The sequence below is a fragment of the Kribbella orskensis genome (assembly GCF_004342085.1).
In the GTDB taxonomy this organism is placed as follows: Bacteria; Actinomycetota; Actinomycetes; order Propionibacteriales; family Kribbellaceae; genus Kribbella; species Kribbella orskensis.
Genome location: NZ_SLWM01000014.1, coordinates 146186 through 167129 on the forward strand (window position 1 = coordinate 146186; position 20944 = coordinate 167129).

The following is a 20944-nucleotide window of genomic DNA, read 5'->3' on the forward strand; positions in this document are numbered from 1 at the left end:
CTACGGGGACGTGATGACCGCGTGACGGTGGCTGGTGGCGAGGGTGGCCCGACCGCGCTGCGGATCATGCTCGGCGGGCACCTGCGCCGGATGCGTGAGGCGGCGAAGATCAGCCGTGCCGACGCCGGCTGGCAGATCCGCGCCTCCGAGTCCAAGGTCAGCCGGATGGAGCTCGGCCGGGTCGGCTTCAAGGAACGTGACGTCAGCGACCTGCTCGACCTGTACGACCTGAAGGACCCCGAGGAACGCGAGCGGCTGATGGACCTGGCCCGCGCCGCGAACAACCCCGGCTGGTGGTCGCGGTACGGCGATGTGATGCCGAGCTGGTTCTCGAACTACGTCGGGCTCGAGGTGGCCGCCAAGCTGATCCGGACCTACGAGGTGCTCTTCGTGCCCGGGCTCTTGCAGACCGAGGACTACGCCCGGGCGGTGGTCCAGCTCGGCAAGGCGTACCTGCCGGCCGAGGAGATCGAGCAGCGCGTGGCCCTGCGGGTGGCCCGGCAGCAGATCCTCACCCGGCCGGACCCGGCGAAGCTCTGGGTGGTCATCGACGAGGCCGTCCTGCACCGGCCGGTCGGTGGACGTCCGACGATGCGCGAGCAGATCGAGTACCTGATGAGGATGGCGAAGCTGCCGAACATCACCCTGCAGGTGATGCCGTTCAGCAGCATCGGGTACCCGGGCGCCGGTGGTGCCTTCAGCATCCTGCGGTTCCCGGAGGGCGATCTGCCGGACGTGGTCTACATCGAGCACGCGGCGAGCGCGCTGTACCTGGACAAGCTCGAGGACGTTGACGAGTACACCGCGATCATGGAGGCGCTGACGATCTCGGCGGCGCCGGTCACCGCCATCCAGCCGATGCTCGCCGAGGCGCTGGAACGCATGTCCTGAAAGGCTTCGGCCCCTCTGGAGCAGTGCTCCAGAGGGGCCGATTCGACCGGGCGTCAGGCGACGACGAGGCCGACCTTGATGTTGCCGCGGGTGGCGTTGGAGTACGGGCAGACCTCGTGGGCCTTGGCGACGAGCTCCTCGGCGATCGCGCGGTCTACGTCCGGCAGGCTGACGACGAGCTCGACCTCGAGCCCGTAGCCGACGCCACCGTTGATCGGGCCGATGCCGACCTCCGCGGTGACCGTCGAGTGGTCGACGTTCTGGCGGGCCCGGCGCCCGACCACCTTCAGCGCGCTGTGGAAGCAGGACGCGAATCCGGCCGCGAACAACTGCTCGGGGTTCGTACCCTCGCCGTTGCCACCCATCTCCTTCGGCGGCGCGACGGTGACATCGAGCTTGCCGTCGTCGCTGGCGGTGTGGCCGTCACGACCGCCGTGGGCGGTGGCGCGGGCGGTGTACAGAACCTTCTCGACTGCGATGGTCATCTGTTAGGACTTCTTTCGGGGGGGTTGTGAGGGGTGATCAGTGGGCGGGATCAAGCACGAGCTTGCCGACGGTACGGCGGGCTCGCAGGTCTTCGTGGGCGGTGGCGACGTCGGACATCGCGTAGTCGCCACCGACGATCGGGCGGAGCTTGCCGGCACCGGCCAGCTCGAACAGTTCGGCCAGCGGGTCGCCGAGCAGCGCCGGGTTCTTGAAACAGTCGGCCAGCCAGAAGCCGGCGATCGTCTTCGAGCCCTTCATCAGCCGGCCCGGCTCGATCGCGTTAGCGCTCTGGCGGGAGGCCGCGCCGAAGGTGACCAGGCGGCCGAACCGGCCGAGCGCGGCGAACGACTCGTCGAACACCGGACCGCCGACCATCTCGAGCACGATGTCGACGGGCTTGCCGCCGTTCGCCTCGAGGATGCGGTCCTTCAGGCCCTCGGGGCCGCCGTCGATGGCGGCGTCCGCGCCGAGCTCCAGAGTCTGCTTGCGCTTGTCGTCGCTGGAGGCGGTCGCGATCACGCGCCCGGCGCCCCAGAGCTTGGCGAGCTGGATCGCGAGTGAGCCGACACCGCCGGCGCCCGCGTGCACCAGCACCGACTCCCCCGCCTTGAAGTGGGTCGAAGTCTTCAGCAGATGCCAGGCGGTCGTGCCTTGCAGGACCAGCGCCAGTGCCTCCCCGTCGCTGACACCTTCCGGCACGTCGAACACGTACGGCGCGTGCGCCACCGCCTTCTCGGCATAACCACCGGACCCGACGAGCGCGACCACGCGACGGCCGTCCGCAGTACGGCCGACGACCTCGCCGCCCGGGATCAGCGGCAGCTCCGCCTTCGACAGGTAGCTGTTCTCGACCTGATGGGTGTCGGCGTAGTTGATCCCGGCTCGGTCGACGGAGATCAGGACCTGCCCCTCACCGGCCGTCGGCTCCTCGACATCGCTGACCTTGAGGACCTCGGGTCCACCGAACTCGGTGATCTGTACGGCTCGCACGCTGCAGAATCCCTTCGCCTTGTCCAGCTGCTCTACGGTGTACTATACATCGTACGGTAGACGTTCCGTAGTGATCTACGACCCATCAGGGAGGCACCCCCGGATGCCGGCGAAGACCCGCACTCCGCGCAACACGCTCAGCTCCGAGCTGATCGTGCGGACCGCGCTCGACCTGATGGAGGGCCAGGGCTCCGACGCCTTCAGCCTCCGCGGTCTGGCCGCCGAGCTGGGCGTCGGCCCGATGGCGCTCTACACCTACTTCCGCAACAAGGACGACCTGTACGACGCGGTCCGCGACCACCTGATGGGGCTCATCCCGCCGGTCCCCGAAGGCGTCGCCTGGCCGGACCAGGTCCGCGCCGTCTGCCGCGGACTGCGCGCGTTGATGCTGCAACATCCTTGCCTCGCGCAACTACTTGCCGGCCGGCCGCTGAGCGGCCACGAGACCGCCCGGGTGGCCGAAGACCTGCTCGGCGTACTGCGGTCGGCCGGGTTCGATGCGCAGACGGCGGCCCGGACGCACACCACCTTGTTCACCTATGTCCTCGGGGCGACGTCCTGGGAGATCCAGATGGCGGCCGAGCGGCAGGACCCGCAGGAACGGCGCCGGCTGCGGGCCACGATCGAGTCGCTCTCCCCCACCGAGTTCCCGACCGTCGTCGAACTGACACCGGAGCTGTCCCGGACGACCGGCGGCGACGAGCAGTTCGACTACGGCCTGGACCTGCTGCTCGCGGGTCTGCAGGCCGGCGGATAGTCCTTGGTCAGAAGACCATCGTGACGATGGCGATGATGCCGATCACCACGATCAAGACGCGCAGAGCTGTCGGGTGGAGCTTGCGGCCGTAGCGGGCGCCGACGAATCCGCCGATCGTCGAGCCGACCGCGATCAGCGCCGCGGCCAGCCAGTCCACGTCCGCGACGATGATGAACAGGATCGCCGCGACCGTGTTGACCACCGTGGCGAGCACGTTCTTCAAACCGTTCATCCGCTGCAGATTGGCGTCCATCCCGATGCCGAGGATCGCCATCAGGAGAACACCCTGGGCGGCGCCGAAGTACCCGCCGTACACACCGGTCGCGAAGACGGCCGGAATCACCCACCAGACGCCACGATGGGTGTGCTTGGGAAGGCTGATCCGCTTGGACAGCCACGGCTGCAGCGCCACCAGGACACAGCCGAGCAGGATCAGCCCGGGAACGATCGCCTCGAAGGCGGACTCGGGCAGCTTGAGCAGCAGGATCGCTCCGACGATGCCCCCGAGCAGCGATGCCGGGATCAGCCGCAGCATCCGGCCACGCTGGCCTTCGAGTTCGCGCCGGTAGCCGATCGCGCCGGCCGCGGTACCGGGTGACAGGCCGACGGTGTTGCTGACGTTCGCCACCACCGGCGGGATGCCGACAGCAAGCAACGCGGGGAAGGTCAGCAAAGTGCCGGAACCCACCACCGCGTTGATTGTGCCTGCGCCCATGCCCGCCACGAAGACGAGCAGCGCCTCGAACCATGTCATCGCTGCCAGACTCTACGCACCTGACAGACGTACCTGCTCGTCAGTCCGACCAATGAACCGGAAAGTGCAGTGGACGTCACACGGCCCGGCTCACACCCTGAGGTGTGAGCCGGGCCGCGATCAGTACGTCGTACCGAGGCTGGTCAGCGCTCGACCGGCGGTTCCGCCGACGGCGGGACGTCCTGTACGGCCGGCTCCGGGCTGGCCGTCACCGCCGGGGGCGCACTCTGCTGCTGGCTGCGCGAACTGACAGCCGCGTTCTGTGCCGCGGCGATCGCTTCCTGGACCGCGTGGTCGGCCTCGGCCACGGCGGCATCCGGAACCGCCGCCGAACCCATCCCGCTCTCGACCTGGATCGCCTGCGAGTCGCCCAGATCGGGCTCCGGGAACGGACCCTCGGCCTTCTGGGTGATGCCGGCGATCTGGCCGACGGCACTTCCCAGACCCTCCATCGCCTTGCCGATCTCGCTCGGGATGATCCACAGCTTGTTCGAGTCGCCTTGAGCGATCGACGGCAGCATCTGCAGGTACTGGTAGGCCAGCAGACCCTGGTCCGGCTTGCCGGCGTGGATCGCGTTGAAGACGGTGGTGATGGCCTGCGCCTCACCCTGGGCCTTCAGGATCCGGGCCTCCCGCTCGGCCTGCGCGCGCAGGATGCGGGACTCCCGATCACCTTGCGCGGTGAGGATCGCGGACTGCTTCTGACCCTCGGCCGACAGGACGGCCGACTGCCGCATACCTTCGGCGGTCAGGATCGCGGCGCGCTTGTCGCGGTCGGCGCGCATCTGCTTCTCCATCGAGTCCTGGATCGACGGCGGCGGGTCGATCGAGCGGAGCTCCACCCGGTTCACCCGGATGCCCCACTTGCCGGTCGCCTCGTCCAGCACGTAGCGCAGCTTCTCGTTGATCTCCTCGCGGCTGGTCAGCGTCTGCTCCAGGTCCATGCCACCGATGATGTTTCGCAGCGTCGTCATGGTGAGCTGCTCGATCGCCTGGATGTAGTTGGAGATCTCGTACGTCGCCCGCACCGGGTCGTTCACCTGGAAGTAGATGACGGAGTCGATCGACACCATCAGGTTGTCCTCGGTGATGACGCCCTGGGGCGGGAACGCGACGACCTGCTCGCGCATGTCGATCGTGTAGCGCACCTTGTCGACGAACGGGGTCAGCAGGTTCAGGCCGGGCTGCAGACCCACCTTGAACTTCCCGAACCGTTCCACGATGCCGACGGTCTGCTGCTGCACGACCCGGACGGACTTGATCAGTGTGACGACCACCAGTAAGGCGACCAAAGCCAGCACTATGAGGAACGCGGTCACGTGACCCTCCCACTCGATGAACCCTCAGGACGGACAGTCTTTCCTATCGACGGTCCACTGGGGGCAACGGTTCCTTCACGATCCGGCTCCCTGATCAGTCAGGTTCCGGACCGCCGGACCGCCGGCCGAAGCGTCGCCGATGGCAACGATGTCCTACTTCCGACAGTACTTCGCGCGCACCGCCGCACAACGCCACCCGACCAGCGCGCCACAGTACGACTGTGCATCGGCTCGACCGCCAATGGCTCGGGCAGGCCGACCGTCGAGGGCTCGCACCGGGCGCCTGCTGCCGAGCATTAGATGGCGGCAGTCGGCGGGGAGGTCAGGAGTCGTTCTTCTGGTCGGTGGGGTCGGGCTGGCCGAGCTCGGGGCGGTGGGTGAGAGGCTCGCCGACCGGATAGACGACCGCGGTGGCGCCGTCGATGGCCATCACCTCGACGCGGGTGCCTGGCGGAATCGTGGAGACCTCGTCGTACGGGCGGGCGGTCCAGAGCTCACCGTTCAGCTTGATCGAGCCGCCGCCGTCGGGATGGATCTCCTTGATCACGACACCGTTGCGGCCGATCACGTGTGCCGAGCCGGTCTTCAGCTCGACGCCGTGGTGGATCTTGCGGACCAGCAACGGACGGATGGCGGCGAGCATCGCGGCCGAGGTGATCAGGCCGACGACGATCTGCAGCCACAACAGGTGCGGGAACACGGCGCTCACACCGGCGGCCGTGATCGCCCCCGCCGCCAGCATCAGCAAGGTGAAGTCGAGTGAGGCGAGCTCAGCCAGACCGAGTACGACGGCGATCCCGAGCCAAGCCGCCCAGACGTTGTCCCGCAGCCAATCCATCATCTGCCAACTCTATCCGCGATCAGGACCTCCAGCAGGTCCACCAACCGTCCGACGCACCCGGACGGTTCGAGGATTCCCTCCTCACCTACCAGCCAACACCCCACCCACAAACCCACCCGCCGCGGAGAGGTGATGCCGTACCAGGGCGGTGTAGCCCCTCGTCCGGTCGAGGGTCAGAAGGCTCGGACGATGAAGTCGACGGTCAGAGGGCTCGGGCGGTGTAGCGGCCGTCGATGTGGTCGAGGGCAAGGGGGATGTCGAAGGTTTCGCTGAGGGTCTGGGCGGTCAGTGCGTCGGTGATGGGGCCGGCGCTGACGATGCGGCCCTGCTTCAGGAGCAGGGCGTGGGTGAAGCCGGGCGGGATCTCCTCGACATGGTGGGTGACGAGGACCATCGCGGGCGCACCTTCGGCGGTCGCGATCTGGCTGAGGGAGCGGACCAACTGTTCGCGACCCGTAAGGTCCAGACCGGCCGCCGGCTCGTCGAGGAGCATCAGCTCGGGGTCCGTCATCAGGGCCCGGGCGATCTGGACGCGCTTGCGCTCCCCCTCGGACAAGGTGCCGAAGGTGCGGTCGCTGAGGTGACCGATCCCCAGCTCGGTCAGCAGCTCCTTGGCCCGCTGGTGGTCGAGCTCGTCGTACTCCTCGCGCCAGCGACCCAGTACGGCGTACGAGGCGGAGACGACGACGTCGGCGACGCGTTCGGAGCGCGGCACGCGATCCGCGAGGGCCGCGCTGGTCAGGCCGATCCGTGGCCGGAGCTCGAACACGTCGACCGCGCCGAGGACCTCGCCGAGCAGCCCGACGACTCCCGTGGTCGGGTGCATCTGGGCCGCCAGGATCTGCAGCATCGTCGTCTTGCCCGCGCCGTTGGGGCCGATCACCACCCACCGGTCGGCCTCGTCGACCTCCCAGTCGATGTTGTCGAGCAGACGCGCATCACCGCGGACGATCGAGACACCGGCGAGCTCCACCACTGCAGTCATGGACCAAAACCTACGGGGTCGGCCGCGGCGAGGTGCGCCGACCCTGGTGGTGTCGGGCCGGCGGCCGCCGGGTGGGACAATGTCAGGTGTGCTGACCACTGCCGCCTCGGTGCGTTTCACCGTCTGGACCAACGCGATGCTGACCGGCGCCTGCGACCCGGACACGGCGGCCCACAAGATCCTCGGCGACGACGTCGGCCACCACGTGTCCGGCCTCGCCGCCCACCCGGCGCCCGCGACGTTGCCGGTGGCACTCAACCTGCTCCGCGCGGCCGGCGCCACCCAGGCGCATCTCGCCCTGCCGATCCCCGGCGACCCGATCGGGCTGGCCGGACCACCTCCGTTCAACGAGGCCGCGCTCGAGACCGGCGAGGCCGTAGTACTGACCGGGACTGAGCTCGGGCTCGTACCGGCGTACGTCGGACCGGCGGTGCAGTGGACGGTGTTGCCCGCGACCAGTCCCCCACTGGCCGACCTCGGGGAAGCCGACCGGGGACTGCGGGCCGCGCTGATCGAGGCGGCCGAGTCGCTCGCCGCCTTGGACGTGGCGAGGTGGAAGCCCGAGGTCGCCGACGCGCTGATCGACATCCGCAGGATCGGCTCCGGCAAGGGCGACGAACTCGCTCCCGGCTACGAGGCCCGCGCGGTGAAGACCGCCGCGACCGCAAGGCGCCTGCTCGCGATCGCGGATGCGGCGCTCGAGGACGACGGAGCGGCCGTCACCGGCGCCGAAGCCGACGCCAGGCGCCGCACGCTACTGGATCTGGCCGCTGCCGCGCGCCGCGCACTGGTCGCGGCATGTGGACCGCCCACTCCCCGTTAACCATTCTTGGGTAGCGTCATCCTCGTCATGACTGGACAGGCTGAGCACGACGCGCACCCCATCGATCGCCCGACCCTGCTGGTCACGCTGACCGGCACGGACCGCCCGGGCCTCACCTCCGCCGTGCTGTCGACGCTGGCCGGCCGCGGCCTGGACGTGATCGACGCCGAACAGGTCGTACTCCGGGGCCGGCTGGTGCTCGGCGTGCTGCTGACCGCGCCACGGGACCACAAGGAGCTGAAGCAGGACCTCAAGGCGCTCGCCGAGAACCTCGAGGTTCAGATCGACGTCTCCAAGGGCATCGGCGACAACGAACCGCGCCGCAAGGGCCGCAGCCAGGTGACCGTGATCGGCAATCCCCTGTCGGCCGCGGGGCTCGCCGCGATCGCCGGCCGGATCGCCGACATCGGCGGGAACATCGACCGGATCAGCCGGATGGCGCGCTACCCGGTCACCGCGATGGAGATCGCCGTGTCCGGCGCCGACCCGGACGCCCTGCGCGCCGTCCTCGCGCTCGAAGGTGTCGCCCAGCGCCTGGACGTCGCAGTACAGGCGGGTGGTCTGTATCGCCGGGCCAAGCGGCTGATCGTGATGGACGTCGACTCGACCCTGATCCAGGGCGAGGTGATCGAGATGCTCGCCGAGCACGCGGGCCGGCTCGCCGAGGTCGCCGCGGTCACCGAGCAGGCGATGCGCGGCGAGCTCGACTTCGCCGAATCGCTGCGGCACCGGGTGGCGACCCTCGAAGGGCTGCCTGTCTCCGCGCTCGACGAGGTGTACGACGCGATCGAGCTGGCGCCCGGGGCTCGCACGCTGGTGCGGACGCTGAAGCGGCTCGGGTACCAGTTCGCGATCGTCAGCGGCGGGTTCAGCCAGATCACCGACCAGCTCGCGGCCGAGCTCGGCATCGACTTCGCGGCGGCGAACGTGCTGGACATCGTCGACGGCAGGCTGACCGGCAAGGTGGTCGGCGAGATCGTCGATCGGGCCGGCAAGGCGACTGCGCTGCGGCGGTTCGCGGCGGCCTCGGACACCCCGCTGTCGCAGACGGTGGCGATCGGCGACGGCGCGAACGACCTGGACATGCTGGCCGCGGCCGGCCTCGGCATCGCCTTCAACGCCAAACCGGTCGTCCGCGAGGCCGCCGACACCCACCTGAGCGTCCCCTACCTCGACACGATCCTCTACCTGCTCGGCATCTCCCGCGAGGAAGTAGAAGCCGCCGACGCCGACGGCGCCCTCACCTGAGGTCGACCTCGGTGCGCACAGCGGATTGCCCGGGCAGTCTCAGCTGACTTCCCCGATCTCCCCAGCCGACGGCGCGACGATCGGCACCTGCTGCCCGAACGCGCTCAACGTCACCCTGACGTTCGCGGCGTAGCCAGTGGTGAGGCTGAACAGGCACTCGATCCGACGCCGCAGGTCGTTGCCATCGATGGCGATCGACACGCTCAGACCCTTTCGTGTCGTCTTCGCCACGCGCTCGTTGAGCATCTCCCCCACCGCACGATTCGCGGCCGCCTTCCCCAGATCGATGGTGAAGATGTACTCCTGCGCTTCGCCGGAGGTGTCGATCATGGGCTGCCCGCCCCTCTTGAAACCTGTCGTGTACGCCGTGCCGCCGATCACCTGGTGTGCCAGGGCGACCCCGATCGTCAGCTTGGCGAGCTTCAGCGCTTCCTGCTCGGCCGGATTCTTGCTGCGTTGGTTCAGCCTGGCCCACGGACGCTTCGCGCTGCCGGTCAGCTTGTCGTCTCGCATGTACACCGTGTCGCCGAGCCTGATCACCGAGATACCTCCGGTCACGAGGGCCACATCGGACACGCCGGCCCTCGTCCGCACATCCGCCGTGAAGTCCGCGACTCCCCGTTGGCCTTTGCCGACCAGCGCGCCGTCCACGTGGAATGAGCCCTTCGCCTCGAGCGCACCCAGCACTCTCGGGGCGAAGGTCCCGGTCGTCAGCTCAGCCGAGGTGGGCGACGTGTTCGAGGGCGTGGCCTTGACCGCCGGGCTCTCGTCGGCACCACCACAGGCGACCGGCAGGACCAACATCGCGGTCAACGCGATCGCGCGCGGCAGGGTGATACGCACAGCAGACTCCCGGGGAGGTTCGAGGGTCACGCTGCAAATGAGGTTCAGGCAGACCCGAGGAGTGATGCTGACACATCCGGCCCGCGAGCGCAGGACAGCTGGATTGCAACAAGCTGCAAATCCGGGGCCTATTTGCCAAGAGCAACCGGGCGGATGAGGATCTGGGCATGGCTGTCCTTCCCAAGGTGCCGGCCGGGTTCAGCGGCCGGGCGGCGAGCACCACCGATGTCGAGGCGATCCATCGGCTGGTGGTGGCGGTCGAGAACGAGCTGCTCGGGTACGCCGAGACGTCGGCGGACGGGATCCTGGCCTCCATCACCCGGCCCGGGCTCGAGCTCGCCGACGACACGCTGGTCATCCACGACCAGAGCGGCCGGCTCGCGGGATGGGCCTGGCTGAATCGCGGGCGGCGAGCGCAGATCGACGTCGATCCCGCCTTCCGGGGTCAAGGCGTGGGGACCGCGCTGATCGAGTGGGCCGAGGCGCGAGCCACTGAGCTGGGCAGCGACTGGATGGCCCAGACTGTCGACGACGCGGACGAGGCCGGGACCGAGTTGCTGCGCTCGCGCGGGTACGAAGTACTGGCGACGAACTGGCAGCTCGAGATGCCGATGCCGGTCGAGCCCGTCGTACCGGCACTGCCCGCGGGGATCACGGTGCGGCCGTTCGAGGATCGTGACGCGGCGGCGGTTCACCTTGTGGTGGAGGACGCCTTCGCCGACTGGCAGCCGCGGCGGAAGTCGTACGAGGAGTGGGCTCGGCTGAACATCGAGCGGGAGACCTTCGCCCCGGCCCTCTCGCCGCTCGCGTTCGCCGCTGACGAACTGGTCGGGGTGGTGCTGAGCCTCGAGCTGCCCGACTCCGATGAGGGGTACGTCGAGCAGCTCGCGGTACGGCGTGACCACCGCGGCCAGGGAATCGCGCGAGGGTTGCTGACGGTCGCGAGGCACGGGTTCTACCAGCAGGGCCGGCGGAACCTGATCCTCTGGACGCACTCGGGGACCGGCGCTCTGGCGATGTACGAGCGCCTCGGGATGAGCGTTCGGCGCAGTACGACGGTCTACCGCGGAAGCCTTCCCGGCGGGAATCCTTCGGGCGGGAACGTTCCCTCGCAGTCTTGACGCGATCCAGCGTGACGAGCCGTTGACACACGGCCATGAGAGCGCTCCCATAGGTACTTCGTACCTTTCGGCGCCGGACTGGTGATGGCGCCGGTCCAAGACCGTGGAGGTCGCCATGCGTTCCCGCCCGAACAAACCATCCACACGTCGCCGAACCATCCTCAGCGCCCTGCTCGCCCCCGTCCTGGTCGCCGTCCCGCTGACCATCGCGGCCCAGGCGAGCGTGCCGCCGCCCGCCGCCGGCTGGACGACGGTCTGGAGCGACGACTTCGACGGCGCCGGAGGCTCGCTGCCGTCCAGCGCCAACTGGATCGTCGACACCGGCCACGGCTACCCCGGCGGCCCCGGCAACTGGGGCACCGGCGAGATCCAGAACTACACGAACAGCACCAGCAACCTCGCGTTGGACGGCGCCGGAAACCTCCGGATCACGCCACGCCGGGACGGCGCCGGCAACTGGACGTCGGCCCGGATCGAGACCCAGCGCAGCAACTTCAAGCCACCCTCCGGCGGCGTCCTCGCGATCGAGGGCAGGATCCAGATGCCGAACGTGACGGGCAACGCGGCACTCGGGTACTGGCCCGCCTTCTGGGCGCTCGGCCAGCCGTACCGGGGGAACTACTGGAACTGGCCGGGCATCGGCGAGTTCGACATCATGGAGAACGTCAACGGGATCAATTCCGTCTGGGGCGTCCTGCACTGCGGCGTGAACCCCGGCGGCCCGTGCAACGAGACCAGCGGGATCGCCGGCAACAGGGCCTGTCCCGGCTCGTCGTGCCAGTCCGCGTTCCACACCTACCGGTTCGAGTGGGACCAGAGCATCTCGCCGAACCAGTTCCGCTGGTACGTCGACGGCCAGCAGTTCCACTCGGTCAGCCAGGGGCAGTTGCCGGCCGACACCTGGGCCAACATGACGAACCACGCGGGGTACTTCATCCTGCTGAACCTCGCGATCGGCGGCGCCTTCCCCGACGCGCTGAACGGTCCCACGCCCCGGGCCGAGACCGTGCCGGATCGCCCGATGATCGTGGACTACGTGGCGGTGTCGACGAAGGGCGGCGGCACCCCGCCCACCACGCCGCCCACCACGCCACCCACCACTCCCCCGCCCGGAGGCGGAGGCAGTGCCTACAGCACCATCCAGGCCGAGTCCTACACGCAGCAAGGCGGTACGGGCGTGGAGACCACCACTGACTCAGGCGGTGGGCAGAACCTCATGCAGCTGGCCAACGGCGACTGGGCAATGTATCGCAGCATCGACTTCAGCAGCTCGGCGGCACATCAGTTCAGCGGTCGGGTCGCATCAGGTGCCTCGGGTGGTGTCAGCGGCCTCGTCGAGGTGCGCCTGGACAACAGGTCGAACGCACCGATCGGCAGCTTCGCCATCGCCAACACCGGCGGCTGGCAGAGCTGGCGGACAGTCCCGGCGAACATCGGCGCCGTCACCGGGGTGCACGACGTGTACCTCACTTTCACCAGTGGTCAGCCGGCTGACTTCGTGAACCTCAACTGGTTCATCTTCGGCCACTGACATGCGCGCGAAGAGGTCCTTGCCACGGGGGACGTGCTGGTCGCGGCAGCCGCCGCAGTACTGGTTCATCAGCAAGCCGAGGCCGCCCCGGAGCACCAGATGGTGGACCACTTGAGAGTGAACCACGGGCAGGCGCCTGATGCGACGGAGGCCGCGGCAATGGCTCGACTGCAATGACCCGACGTGGTGCCGGGTCGTTCCGGCCCGGCGCCACGTACGGTCGGGAGCATGCTGGCTCTTACGAAGGCAGGGTCGTCGGTTGCGCTGACGCCCGTACCCGACCCCATGCCTCTACCGCACGAGGTGCTTGTCAAGGTGAATGCCTTCTCCCTGAATCGGGGTGAGGTTGAAGATCTCCGGAAACTGCCCGAGGGGGCCCCGGTCGGGTGGGACTTCGCGGGGACACTCGAAGCGGGGCCGGCCGACGTCAGCAAGCTTCAGGACGGCATGGCCGTCGGTGGGCGGGTGGTCGGCCTGGTCCGGAGCCGGGGTGCATGGGCGGAGTACGTCGCCGTCCCCGCCAACTGGTTGACCGTGCTGCCTGGCAACGTGACTGACGCGCAGGCCTGTGCTCTGCCGACTGCTGGGCTCACTGCGCTGCGCTCGCTCGAGGTCGGCGGGTTCCTGCTCGGCAAGCGAGTGTTGGTGACCGGGGCCAGGGCTGGGGTCGGCCGGTTCGCTACTCAACTGGCGAAGGCGGCTGGGGCACACGTAACAGCCTTGGTCCGTACGGCGGTCGAGCTGCCGGGGGCTGACCTCGTCACGACGGAGGTCCGAGGTAGCTACGACCTCATCGTGGATTGTGTTGGTGGGGAGGTCTTCGGGGATGCGATCGAGTGCCTGCGGCCGCGTGGGGTGCTGGTCAATCTTGCGACGCCTGATCCGGATGAGCGGATCAGCTTCCGGGCCGGTGGGTTCGATCGGTCGGCGGGGGCGCGGATCTACACCTTGAACAACTTCGACGAGTTGACGGCGCATGACAGCGTCCAGGACGACCTGACCCGGCTGCTCGGACTGGTGGCTGGGTTCAAGCTCGATGTCGGTGTCGAGGTCGAGGCGCCCTGGGAGGAAACCCCGGCGGTGATCGAGGCGTTCCTTTCTCGCCGGATCACCGGGAAGGCGGTCTTGCGGGTCCACTGAGGGCTGTTCGGGGCTGGAGCACTTATTGTTCGGCTATGTCTGAACAGCAGGGTGGGGTGACGACGGGCGGGCCGGGGGCTCTGTTCGCCATTGGTGGGGCCGAGGACAAGCTGAAGAAGCGGATGGTCCTGCAGGAGTTCGTCGAGGCGGCGGGTGGCTCGAAGGCGCGGATCGTGGTGGTTCCGACGGCCTCCGCGCTGGGGCCGGACGTGGTCGACGTGTACTCGGCGTTGTTCGCGGCGCTCGGCGCCGCCAGCGTGGTCGGCGTACGGCCGGAGAACCGTGAGGACGCCGACGACCCCGCCTTCATCGAGCCGCTGAACGAGGCGACCGGGATCTTCATGACCGGCGGCAACCAGCTCAAGCTGAGCGGCGTGGTCACGGGTACCGCGTTCGGCCGGGCCGTGACCGCCGCTCATGCCCGGGGCGCGGCCGTCGGCGGTACGTCGGCCGGCGCGAGCATCCTGGCCGAGCACATGATCGCGTTCGGGCGCTCCGGGGCGACCCCGCGGCAGCGGATGAGCCAGTTGGCCGGTGGGCTCGGCCTGGTCCAGGGCGCGATCGTGGACCAGCACTTCGCCCAGCGCAACCGGTACGGCCGGCTGCTGTCCCTGGTGGCGCAGTCCCCCGGGCTGCTCGGGATCGGCGTCGACGAGGACACCGCGGCCGTCGTACGGGGGTCTCATCTGGAGGTCGTCGGGCGGGGTGCGGTGACGATCTTCGACGGCAGCCGGATCACCTCGAACGCGCACTACGCGAGCCGCTCCGAGGCGATCCTCGCGTCCGGCGTCGTCCTGCACGTGCTCCCCGCGACCGCGACCTTCGACCTCAAGGCCCGCGTGCTGCTCTCGTACGGCGCGCAGCCGCCGGCCGAGGAGATCGCCTCGATCGAGGCCGCCGGCGCGGATCTGCGCAACCTCGCCAAGGAGATCGCCGCCGAGGGCGTCTCTCCGGCGTACTACGCCGAGCGCAAGCGCCGGGCCGGACGCCGGACGGCGAAGGCGGCGCCCGCCAAGAAGGCGGCCACGGCGAAGTCCAGATCGTCGGCCGCCGGGCAGTCCAGACCGGAGGCGACCGAGCCTCTGAGCGCGGGCGCCGAACTCAGCCGACCAGACTCCGAGCCAGGGCCGACTCCAGGGCCGCAACCAGACAGTGGGACCGCATGACCGATACCGCCGCCGACCAGACCCAGGGCACCCCCAGCCCGGACCTGAAGATCATCGAGACCCGGGTCTACCGGGGCCCGAACGTGTGGAGCTACGACCCCGCCATCCAGCTGGTGGTCGACTTGGGGTCGCTCGAGCACTTCCCCTCCAACACGATCGACGGCTTCACCGAGCGGCTGCTCGAGCACCTCCCCCGGCTGGACCAGCACCACTGCTCGCGCGGCCGCCGCGGTGGCTTCATCGAGCGGCTGCAGGAGGGCACCTGGCTCGGCCACATCGCCGAGCACGTCTCGCTGCAACTGCAGCAGGAGGCCGGCCACGACATGCGGCGCGGCAAGACCCGCCAGGTCAAGGGCGTGCCCGGCCGCTACAACATCGTCTACGCGTACGCCGACGAGGCGGTCGGCCTGGCCGCGGGTGAGCTCGCCGTCCGGTTCGTGAACCACCTGGTGCAGCCGGATCCCGGGTTCGACTTCACCACCGAGCTCGAACGGTTCATCAAGCAGGCCGAGCGGACCGCGTTCGGGCCGTCCACCCAGGCGATCGTCGACGAGGCGGTGTCCCGCGACATCCCGTGGATCCGGCTGAACAAGTTCAGCCTGGTCCAGCTCGGGCAGGGCGTGCACGCGAAGCGGATCCGGGCCACGATGACGTCCGAGACCGGCTCGATCGCGGTGGACGTCGCCAGCGACAAGGACCTGACCACCCGCTTGCTCGCCTCGGCGGGACTGCCGGTGCCGCGGTCGGGTTCGGTCCGCGACGTCGAGGACGCGGTACAGCTGGCGAACAAGATCGGCTACCCGGTCGTGTGCAAGCCGCTGGACGGCAACCACGGTCGGGGCGTCTGCCTGAACCTGAAGGACGCGGACGAACTGCGTGAAGCGTTCCCGATCGCGGCCGAGCAGTCGCGGCGGGGCTCGGTGATCGTGGAGAACTTCGTCACCGGCAAGGACTATCGCTGTCTGATCATCAACGGCCGGATGGAGGCCATCGCCGAGCGGGTGCCCGCGCACGTCGTCGGCGACGGCGTGCACACCGTGGCCGAACTGGTCGACATCACCAATGCGGACCCGCGGCGAGGCGTCGGCCACGAGAAGATCCTGACCCGGATCACGGTGAACGCGGCCGCGCGCGAACTGGTCCGCAGCCAGGGCTTCGAGCTGGACGACGTACCGCCCGAGGACACCATGGTGAAGCTCACGCTCACCGGGAACATGTCGACCGGCGGGATCTCGATCGACCGCACGTTCGAGGCGCACCCGGAGAACGTCGAGATCGCCGAGGAAGCGGCCCGGATGATCGGGCTGGACATCGCCGGCATCGACTTCATCTGCCCGGACATCACCCAGCCGGTCCGCGAGACCGGCGGCGCGATCTGCGAGGTGAACGCCGCCCCCGGGTTCCGGATGCACACGAACCCGACGATCGGCGACCCGCAGTACATCGCCAAGCCGGTGGTGGACATGCTGTTCCCGCCGGGCGCGACCAGCCGGATCCCGATCGTCGCGGTCACCGGGACCAACGGCAAGACGACCACCTCGCGGATGATCAGCCACGTCTTCAAGGGGATGGGCCGCAAGGTCGGGATGACCTCGACCGACGGCATCGTGATCGACGAGCGGCTGGTGATCCGGTCCGACGCGTCCGGGCCGAAGTCCGCCCGGATGGTGCTGCAGAACCCGCGGGTCGACTTCGCCGTGTTCGAGGTGGCTCGCGGCGGGATCCTGCGCGAGGGCCTCGGCTACCAGCGCAACGACGTCGCCGTGGTGCTGAACATCCAGCCGGACCACCTGGGCATGCGCGGGGTGGACACCCTCGAGCAACTGGCCGACGTGAAGGCCGTGCTGGTGGAGGCGGTGCCGCGCAACGGGTTCGCAGTACTGAACGCCGACGATCCGCTGGTTCGCAAGATGCGACGGAAGTGCTCGGGCGAGGTGGTGTGGTTCAGCGTCTCCGAGCCCGGCAGCGAGGTGCGCGACTACATCGAGGGCCATTGCCGGCGCGGTGGTCGTGCGGTCGTGCTGGACCGCTCCGACCTGGGCGACATGATCATCATGAAGCACGGCCGGCGGTCGATGCAGCTGGCGTGGACCCACTTGCTGCCGGCAACGTTCGGCGGGCGGGCGATGATGAACGTGCAGAACGCGATGGCCGCCGCCGCGGCAGCCTTCGCGGCCGGGGCTCCCCTGCACGACATCCGGCAGGGCCTGCGGACGTTCAACACGTCGTACTACCTGTCCCCCGGCCGGCTGAACGAGATCGACGTCGACGGGCGGACCGTCATCGTCGACTACTGCCACAACGCCCCGGCGATGCGGATGCTCGGCGACTTCGTCGACAAGCTCGGCGAGAGCCTGAACGCGTCGTCCGAGCTCGGCCGGCCGTCGCGGATCGGCGTGATCGCGACCGCGGGCGACCGCCGGGACGACGACATGCGCGAACTGGGCGACGTCGCGGCGCAGCACTTCGACGTCGTGATCGTCCGCGAGGACGCGCGGTTGCGTGGTCGCAAGCGCGGCGAGTCGGCCGAGTTGATCAGCGAGGGCGTCCGTACGGCGATGGAGAACGGTGCGCGCTGTCGTCAGGTCGAGACCGTGATCGACGAGCTGACCGCGATCCGGCACGCGCTGAGCAGATCCAACCCCGGTGACCTCGTGGTGCTCTGCGTCGACCAGCACCAGACCGTGCTGGCGGAACTCGAATCGGTGTCCCACCTCGCCCAGGCGGGCGCCCGTTCGGGAGACGAGGGCGGCGATCCGGACTTCGTCCGGTCGGACGAGGAAGCTTCCCCGTCAGAGGAGTAGACGGACCGTGAGCGGGGACACACCGTGTGTCCCCGCTCAGGGGGAACTCGGGTAAGCGAAGCCTCGTTGGCCTGTCCGTGAAGACCAAGTTGCTGACGGCCTGTCTGGCCGTCGCCCTCCCTCTGTTGCTGTCCTCCTGCGGATCGTCGGCTCCGACCCAGGCCTCGACGGATTCCGCGACGCAGGCCGCCGCCACGACACCTGGTGTGCTGATCGAGGATGCGTGGGTCCGTGCGACCGTCGGCGCCAAGGACACCACGATGACGGCCGCCTTCATGTCCCTGACCAACCCGGGCGGCACGGACGTCAGGTTGACCTCGGCAACCTCTCCGGCGGCGGGCGTGGTGCAGCTGCACGAGATGGCGATGAAGGACGGCCAGATGATGATGCAGGAGAAGGCCGGTGGCATCAACATCCCGGCCGAGTCCCACGCCCATCTCGCGCCGAGCGGCGACCACGTGATGCTGATGGACCTGAAGCAGGCGCTCAAGCCCGGTGACGAAGTACCGCTGACGCTCAAGTTCTCCGACGGTTCCTCGCACGACCTCACGGTGCCGGTGAAGGCGTTCACCGAGGAGGAAGAGCACTACCACCCGTCCGCCACACCCACCAGCACACCTTGACCGCGCGGCCGTCTCGACGGCAACTCTTCGGGTACGCCGGGGCTGCCGTGGCTGGCGCCGCCATCACCGGCGGAGCTGTTGTGCTGGGCAAGGATGACCCCGCCGCCAGCAGCACCGAGGCCGCAGTCGTTGTCCGGGATATCGAGCCGTATGGCGATCACCAGCCTGCTGTCGCGGCGGCGTCACCCAAGCACGCCGAGCTGGTCGCACTCACCCTGCTGAGCGGCACCGATCGGGCCGCGCTCGGTCGGTTGATGCGGCTCTGGACGGCGGACATCGTTGCCCTGAGCGCCGGTCGTCCCGCACCCGGCGACACTGCCCCGGAGCTCGCCCTCCCTGGCGTCGCGCTGACGACGACTGTCGGCTTCGGGCCTCGGGTGTTCAGCCTGCCAGGGCTTGCTGGGTTGAAGCCTGGTGGGCTCGACGACCTGCCGGTGATGTCGCACGATCGCCTGCAGCCAGCGTGGTCTGGTGGTGATCTCCTCCTGCTCGTCGGCGCGGACGACCCGGTGTCGGTCGTTCACGCAGTACGGCGTCTCGTGGCTGATGCGGCTCCGTTCGCGCGGCCGGTTTGGCGGCAGACGGGGTTCTGGAACGGCGCCGGCGCCGACAGGAAACCTGTCACCGGGCGGAACCTCTTCGGCCAGGTGGACGGCACCGGCAACCCCGCACCCGGTACTCCGGAGTTCGACAGCACGGTGTGGTCGACGGACGGACTCGAGTGGTTCCGGGGCGGCACGACGCTAGTGGTCAGGCGGATCAGGATGAACCTGGACACCTGGGACGAGCTCACCCGGTCAGAACAGGAACGCGCGGTCGGCCGGAAGCTTTCGACCGGTGCTCCGCTCACCGGATCGGTCGAGCACGACGAACTGGATCTCGAGAAGCGGGACGCCGACGGTCGCCTGGTGATCGCCGAGAACGCGCACGCACGACTCTCCCACCACTCGACGAACGACGGCCGCCGGATCTTCCGCAAGGGCCTCAACTACGTCCAGGACACGGGCGCAACCCGTGAGTCCGGCCTGATCTTCCTCAGCTACCAGGCCGACATAGCAGGCCAGTTCCTCCCGCTGCTGGCTCGTCTCGACGCGGCGGACGCCCTCAACGAGTGGACCACCACCATCGGCTCAGCCGTCTTCGCCATCCCACCGGGCTTCCACCCAGACGAATGGCTCGCACAGGCCCTGCTGCGCTGACCCCCACTCCCGCACACCCGCTCCCCACCAGGCCTTCCCCGCACGCCCACCTAGGCCCTCCCACCTGACGCCACCTTGTGCACCGGCTAAGCGTTTCCGCCGCCGGAATCAGCTCAGCCGGTGCACAAGGTCCTCCCTCGCCTCGATCCCGCCTTGGACTGGCCGACTTTGTGCAAAACCAAAGCCCGGCGCCGCCAGGGGCGGGACTGTCCCGAGTTTGTGACTGGACAGTTGTGTCTCGGGTTGATCCGGACACTTTTCGCGCGGCCCAGGGACGGAAGAGCCAAGTGGCTCCCGCGGGGAGGTGTGAGCCGGCTTGGAGGTGGTGCCAGGCTCCGGCATGCCGTCCTTCGGGGTTTTGCCGTCTAGGTGTGGGGTGTACCGAGTGACAGGCAGTACTGAGTTGCTCGCCGGGGTCTGAGGGGGGTGTGGCCGCGCTGGGGTGGCCTGGTGGCAAGGACGTCCTGTCGCTCGGTACGCGACCCGGCTGAGTCCCGTAGCGCCTGACCTGCGCAGGCGTGCCGTGTCAGCCGACGGGTTCGCGGCGGGGCAGCAGCCGGCGCTTGGGCTCTTCGCGGTCGATCCAGTCCAGGTCGTCCGACAGCACCGCGTCGTTGCCGCGGTCGTCGTACGGCGAGGGCGGCGGTGGGGGCGGCGGCAGCGCGCGGATCTTGAGCGCCACCATCGGGATCGCCAGGAGCACCGCCAGCACGAGCCACGGCCAGTACTCCCGGAGCAGCGGCTCGAAGGTCTGGAAGAACGCGTCCGTCCCCGCGTCGGCGATCTCGTCCGTGCTGCGGCCCCTTGCCTCGGTGATCGCCTGCGCGCCATCCACCACGGCGAACGACGCGACGTAGACCGCTGCCAGGGGCACCCAGCAGTCCGCCGAACGCCACCCGCGCCGCCAGCAGGCGACGTAGAGGAGCAGGGCCAGACCGGCGGCGACCAGCAGGCCATTCAGTTGCCACAGCCAACGCCAGGTCTCCAGCTCGGAGGCAGGGCGCAGCGCGTACCACGCGACCGGCACGGCGAGCGCGAAGGCGGCGACGACCGAGCTACGGGTGCCCAGGGCTCCGAAGAACCCGCCGATGGCGCTTGCCACCAGCAACGCGGCCAGCAATCCCTTGTCCGACAACTGCCCGTCAGTCAGTGCATGGCCGCTCAACCACCAGGCGCCGCTGGCAACCACGAGCACGAGCGGCACCACGATCCGGATCCGACGGATGAGCAGTCCGGCCACCACTCCCCCGGCGAATCCGCCGAGTACGAGCAGATCGATCCGGGCCGGCACGAACATGGTCGAGCCGTCGGGCAGCGCGTTCAGGTACGTCGGCGCGAAGCCGACCACGAACCAGGCGATCACCGCCGCCGGCACCGACCACAAGTAGCGCATGACACCTCGTTCCGGCCCCGGGCGGAGGGG

19 protein-coding genes are annotated in these 20944 nt (G+C 69.0%); 11 read left to right on the forward strand and 8 right to left on the reverse strand.

What is annotated here, in order from left to right:
- Window positions 1-21 precede the first annotated feature (21 nt).
- Window positions 22-891 carry a Sco1979 family transcriptional regulator gene (locus EV644_RS30070; protein WP_500789601.1) on the forward strand — a complete coding sequence of 290 codons (870 nt, stop codon included), beginning with the start codon at window positions 22-24 and terminating at the stop codon, window positions 889-891.
- A gap of 53 nt (window positions 892-944) precedes the next feature.
- Here EV644_RS30070 and EV644_RS30075 read toward each other — a convergent pair whose 3' ends face one another.
- Both EV644_RS30075 and EV644_RS30080 read right to left on the reverse strand, forming a co-directional pair.
- Window positions 945-1376: an organic hydroperoxide resistance protein gene (locus EV644_RS30075; RefSeq protein ID WP_132192338.1), complete on the reverse strand. Its 432-nt coding sequence runs from the start codon at window positions 1374-1376 to the stop codon at window positions 945-947.
- Window positions 1377-1413: 37 nt separating this feature from the next.
- A complete protein-coding gene (locus EV644_RS30080) occupies window positions 1414-2367 on the reverse strand; it encodes a quinone oxidoreductase family protein (RefSeq protein ID WP_132192339.1) in 954 nt (317 codons plus the stop codon).
- Window positions 2368-2470: 103 nt separating this feature from the next.
- Between EV644_RS30080 and EV644_RS30085 the strand changes: the two genes are divergently transcribed.
- A complete protein-coding gene (locus EV644_RS30085) occupies window positions 2471-3124 on the forward strand; it encodes a TetR/AcrR family transcriptional regulator (RefSeq protein WP_132192340.1) in 654 nt (217 codons plus the stop codon).
- 7 nt (window positions 3125-3131) lie between these two features.
- Here the strand turns inward: EV644_RS30085 and EV644_RS30090 are convergent, their stop codons facing one another.
- From EV644_RS30090 to EV644_RS30105, 4 genes are all read right to left on the reverse strand, one after another.
- Window positions 3132-3878, reverse strand: coding sequence for a sulfite exporter TauE/SafE family protein (locus tag EV644_RS30090; protein ID WP_132192341.1), 747 nt, complete (start codon window positions 3876-3878; stop codon window positions 3132-3134).
- 143 nt (window positions 3879-4021) lie between these two features.
- A complete protein-coding gene (locus EV644_RS30095; RefSeq protein WP_132192342.1) occupies window positions 4022-5197 on the reverse strand; it encodes an SPFH domain-containing protein in 1176 nt (391 codons plus the stop codon).
- A 322-nt stretch (window positions 5198-5519) separates the two neighbouring features.
- On the reverse strand, window positions 5520-6038 hold the full coding sequence (locus tag EV644_RS30100) for an NfeD family protein (protein WP_132192343.1): 519 nt from the start codon (window positions 6036-6038) through the stop codon (window positions 5520-5522).
- A gap of 202 nt (window positions 6039-6240) precedes the next feature.
- Complete coding sequence (locus tag EV644_RS30105) at window positions 6241-7023, reverse strand: ABC transporter ATP-binding protein (protein ID WP_132192344.1); 783 nt, start codon at window positions 7021-7023, stop codon at window positions 6241-6243.
- 79 nt (window positions 7024-7102) lie between these two features.
- Here EV644_RS30105 and EV644_RS30110 point away from each other — a divergent pair, with 79 nt between their 5' ends.
- Complete coding sequence (locus EV644_RS30110; protein ID WP_132192345.1) at window positions 7103-7846, forward strand: Rv1486c family protein; 744 nt, start codon at window positions 7103-7105, stop codon at window positions 7844-7846.
- A 27-nt stretch (window positions 7847-7873) separates the two neighbouring features.
- Window positions 7874-9094, forward strand: a complete 1221-nt coding sequence (gene serB / locus EV644_RS30115; RefSeq protein ID WP_132192346.1) for a phosphoserine phosphatase SerB — start codon at window positions 7874-7876, stop codon at window positions 9092-9094.
- Between the two features lie 39 nt (window positions 9095-9133).
- Here the strand turns inward: serB and EV644_RS30120 are convergent, their stop codons facing one another.
- On the reverse strand, window positions 9134-9937 hold the full coding sequence (locus EV644_RS30120; protein ID WP_132192347.1) for a hypothetical protein: 804 nt from the start codon (window positions 9935-9937) through the stop codon (window positions 9134-9136).
- A 167-nt stretch (window positions 9938-10104) separates the two neighbouring features.
- On the opposite strand from EV644_RS30120, the gene EV644_RS30125 reads away from it, so the two are divergent.
- The 7 genes from EV644_RS30125 to EV644_RS30155 all read left to right on the forward strand — a co-directional run bounded on the left by EV644_RS30125 (window position 10105) and on the right by EV644_RS30155 (window position 19521).
- Window positions 10105-11058: a GNAT family N-acetyltransferase gene (locus EV644_RS30125; protein WP_132192348.1), complete on the forward strand. Its 954-nt coding sequence runs from the start codon at window positions 10105-10107 to the stop codon at window positions 11056-11058.
- 115 nt (window positions 11059-11173) lie between these two features.
- Entirely contained in the window at window positions 11174-12589 is a 1416-nt protein-coding gene (locus tag EV644_RS30130; protein ID WP_132192349.1) for a glycoside hydrolase family 16 protein, read from the forward strand.
- A gap of 228 nt (window positions 12590-12817) precedes the next feature.
- A complete protein-coding gene (locus EV644_RS30135; protein WP_132192350.1) occupies window positions 12818-13729 on the forward strand; it encodes a zinc-binding dehydrogenase in 912 nt (303 codons plus the stop codon).
- 35 nt (window positions 13730-13764) lie between these two features.
- Window positions 13765-14895 carry a cyanophycinase gene (locus EV644_RS30140; RefSeq protein ID WP_132192351.1) on the forward strand — a complete coding sequence of 377 codons (1131 nt, stop codon included), beginning with the start codon at window positions 13765-13767 and terminating at the stop codon, window positions 14893-14895.
- The gene (gene cphA, locus EV644_RS30145; protein WP_132192352.1) at window positions 14892-17699 is read left to right on the forward strand and encodes a cyanophycin synthetase; all 2808 of its coding nucleotides are present in this window, start codon (window positions 14892-14894) and stop codon (window positions 17697-17699) included. The genes EV644_RS30140 and cphA overlap by 4 nt, the downstream gene beginning before the upstream one ends.
- 77 nt (window positions 17700-17776) lie before the next feature.
- On the forward strand, window positions 17777-18322 hold the full coding sequence (locus EV644_RS30150) for a copper chaperone PCu(A)C (protein WP_132192353.1): 546 nt from the start codon (window positions 17777-17779) through the stop codon (window positions 18320-18322).
- 80 nt (window positions 18323-18402) lie between these two features.
- Window positions 18403-19521, forward strand: coding sequence for a Dyp-type peroxidase (locus tag EV644_RS30155; RefSeq protein ID WP_241998994.1), 1119 nt, complete (start codon window positions 18403-18405; stop codon window positions 19519-19521).
- A 526-nt stretch (window positions 19522-20047) separates the two neighbouring features.
- On the opposite strand, the gene EV644_RS30160 is transcribed toward EV644_RS30155, so the two are convergent.
- Window positions 20048-20914, reverse strand: a complete 867-nt coding sequence (locus EV644_RS30160; protein WP_132192355.1) for a hypothetical protein — start codon at window positions 20912-20914, stop codon at window positions 20048-20050.
- Between the last annotated feature and the right edge of the window lie 30 nt (window positions 20915-20944).

Excerpts from the sequence above, each read along its gene's own strand:
- EV644_RS30140 (WP_132192351.1), top strand. The coding sequence starts at position 13,765 with ATGTCTGAACAGCAGGGTGGGGTGACGACGGGCGGGCCGGGGGCTCTG.
- EV644_RS30130 (WP_132192349.1), top strand. The coding sequence starts at position 11,174 with ATGCGTTCCCGCCCGAACAAACCATCCACACGTCGCCGAACCATCCTC.
- EV644_RS30090 (WP_132192341.1), bottom strand. The coding sequence starts at position 3,878 with ATGACATGGTTCGAGGCGCTGCTCGTCTTCGTGGCGGGCATGGGCGCA.
- EV644_RS30075 (WP_132192338.1), bottom strand. The coding sequence starts at position 1,376 with ATGACCATCGCAGTCGAGAAGGTTCTGTACACCGCCCGCGCCACCGCC.
- EV644_RS30160 (WP_132192355.1), bottom strand. The coding sequence starts at position 20,914 with ATGCGCTACTTGTGGTCGGTGCCGGCGGCGGTGATCGCCTGGTTCGTG.
- cphA (WP_132192352.1), top strand. The coding sequence starts at position 14,892 with ATGACCGATACCGCCGCCGACCAGACCCAGGGCACCCCCAGCCCGGAC.
- EV644_RS30110 (WP_132192345.1), top strand. The coding sequence starts at position 7,103 with ATGTCAGGTGTGCTGACCACTGCCGCCTCGGTGCGTTTCACCGTCTGG.
- EV644_RS30105 (WP_132192344.1), bottom strand. The coding sequence starts at position 7,023 with ATGACTGCAGTGGTGGAGCTCGCCGGTGTCTCGATCGTCCGCGGTGAT.
- serB (WP_132192346.1), top strand. The coding sequence starts at position 7,874 with ATGACTGGACAGGCTGAGCACGACGCGCACCCCATCGATCGCCCGACC.
- EV644_RS30085 (WP_132192340.1), top strand. The coding sequence starts at position 2,471 with ATGCCGGCGAAGACCCGCACTCCGCGCAACACGCTCAGCTCCGAGCTG.
- EV644_RS30100 (WP_132192343.1), bottom strand. The coding sequence starts at position 6,038 with ATGATGGATTGGCTGCGGGACAACGTCTGGGCGGCTTGGCTCGGGATC.
- EV644_RS30135 (WP_132192350.1), top strand. The coding sequence starts at position 12,818 with ATGCTGGCTCTTACGAAGGCAGGGTCGTCGGTTGCGCTGACGCCCGTA.
- EV644_RS30125 (WP_132192348.1), top strand. The coding sequence starts at position 10,105 with ATGGCTGTCCTTCCCAAGGTGCCGGCCGGGTTCAGCGGCCGGGCGGCG.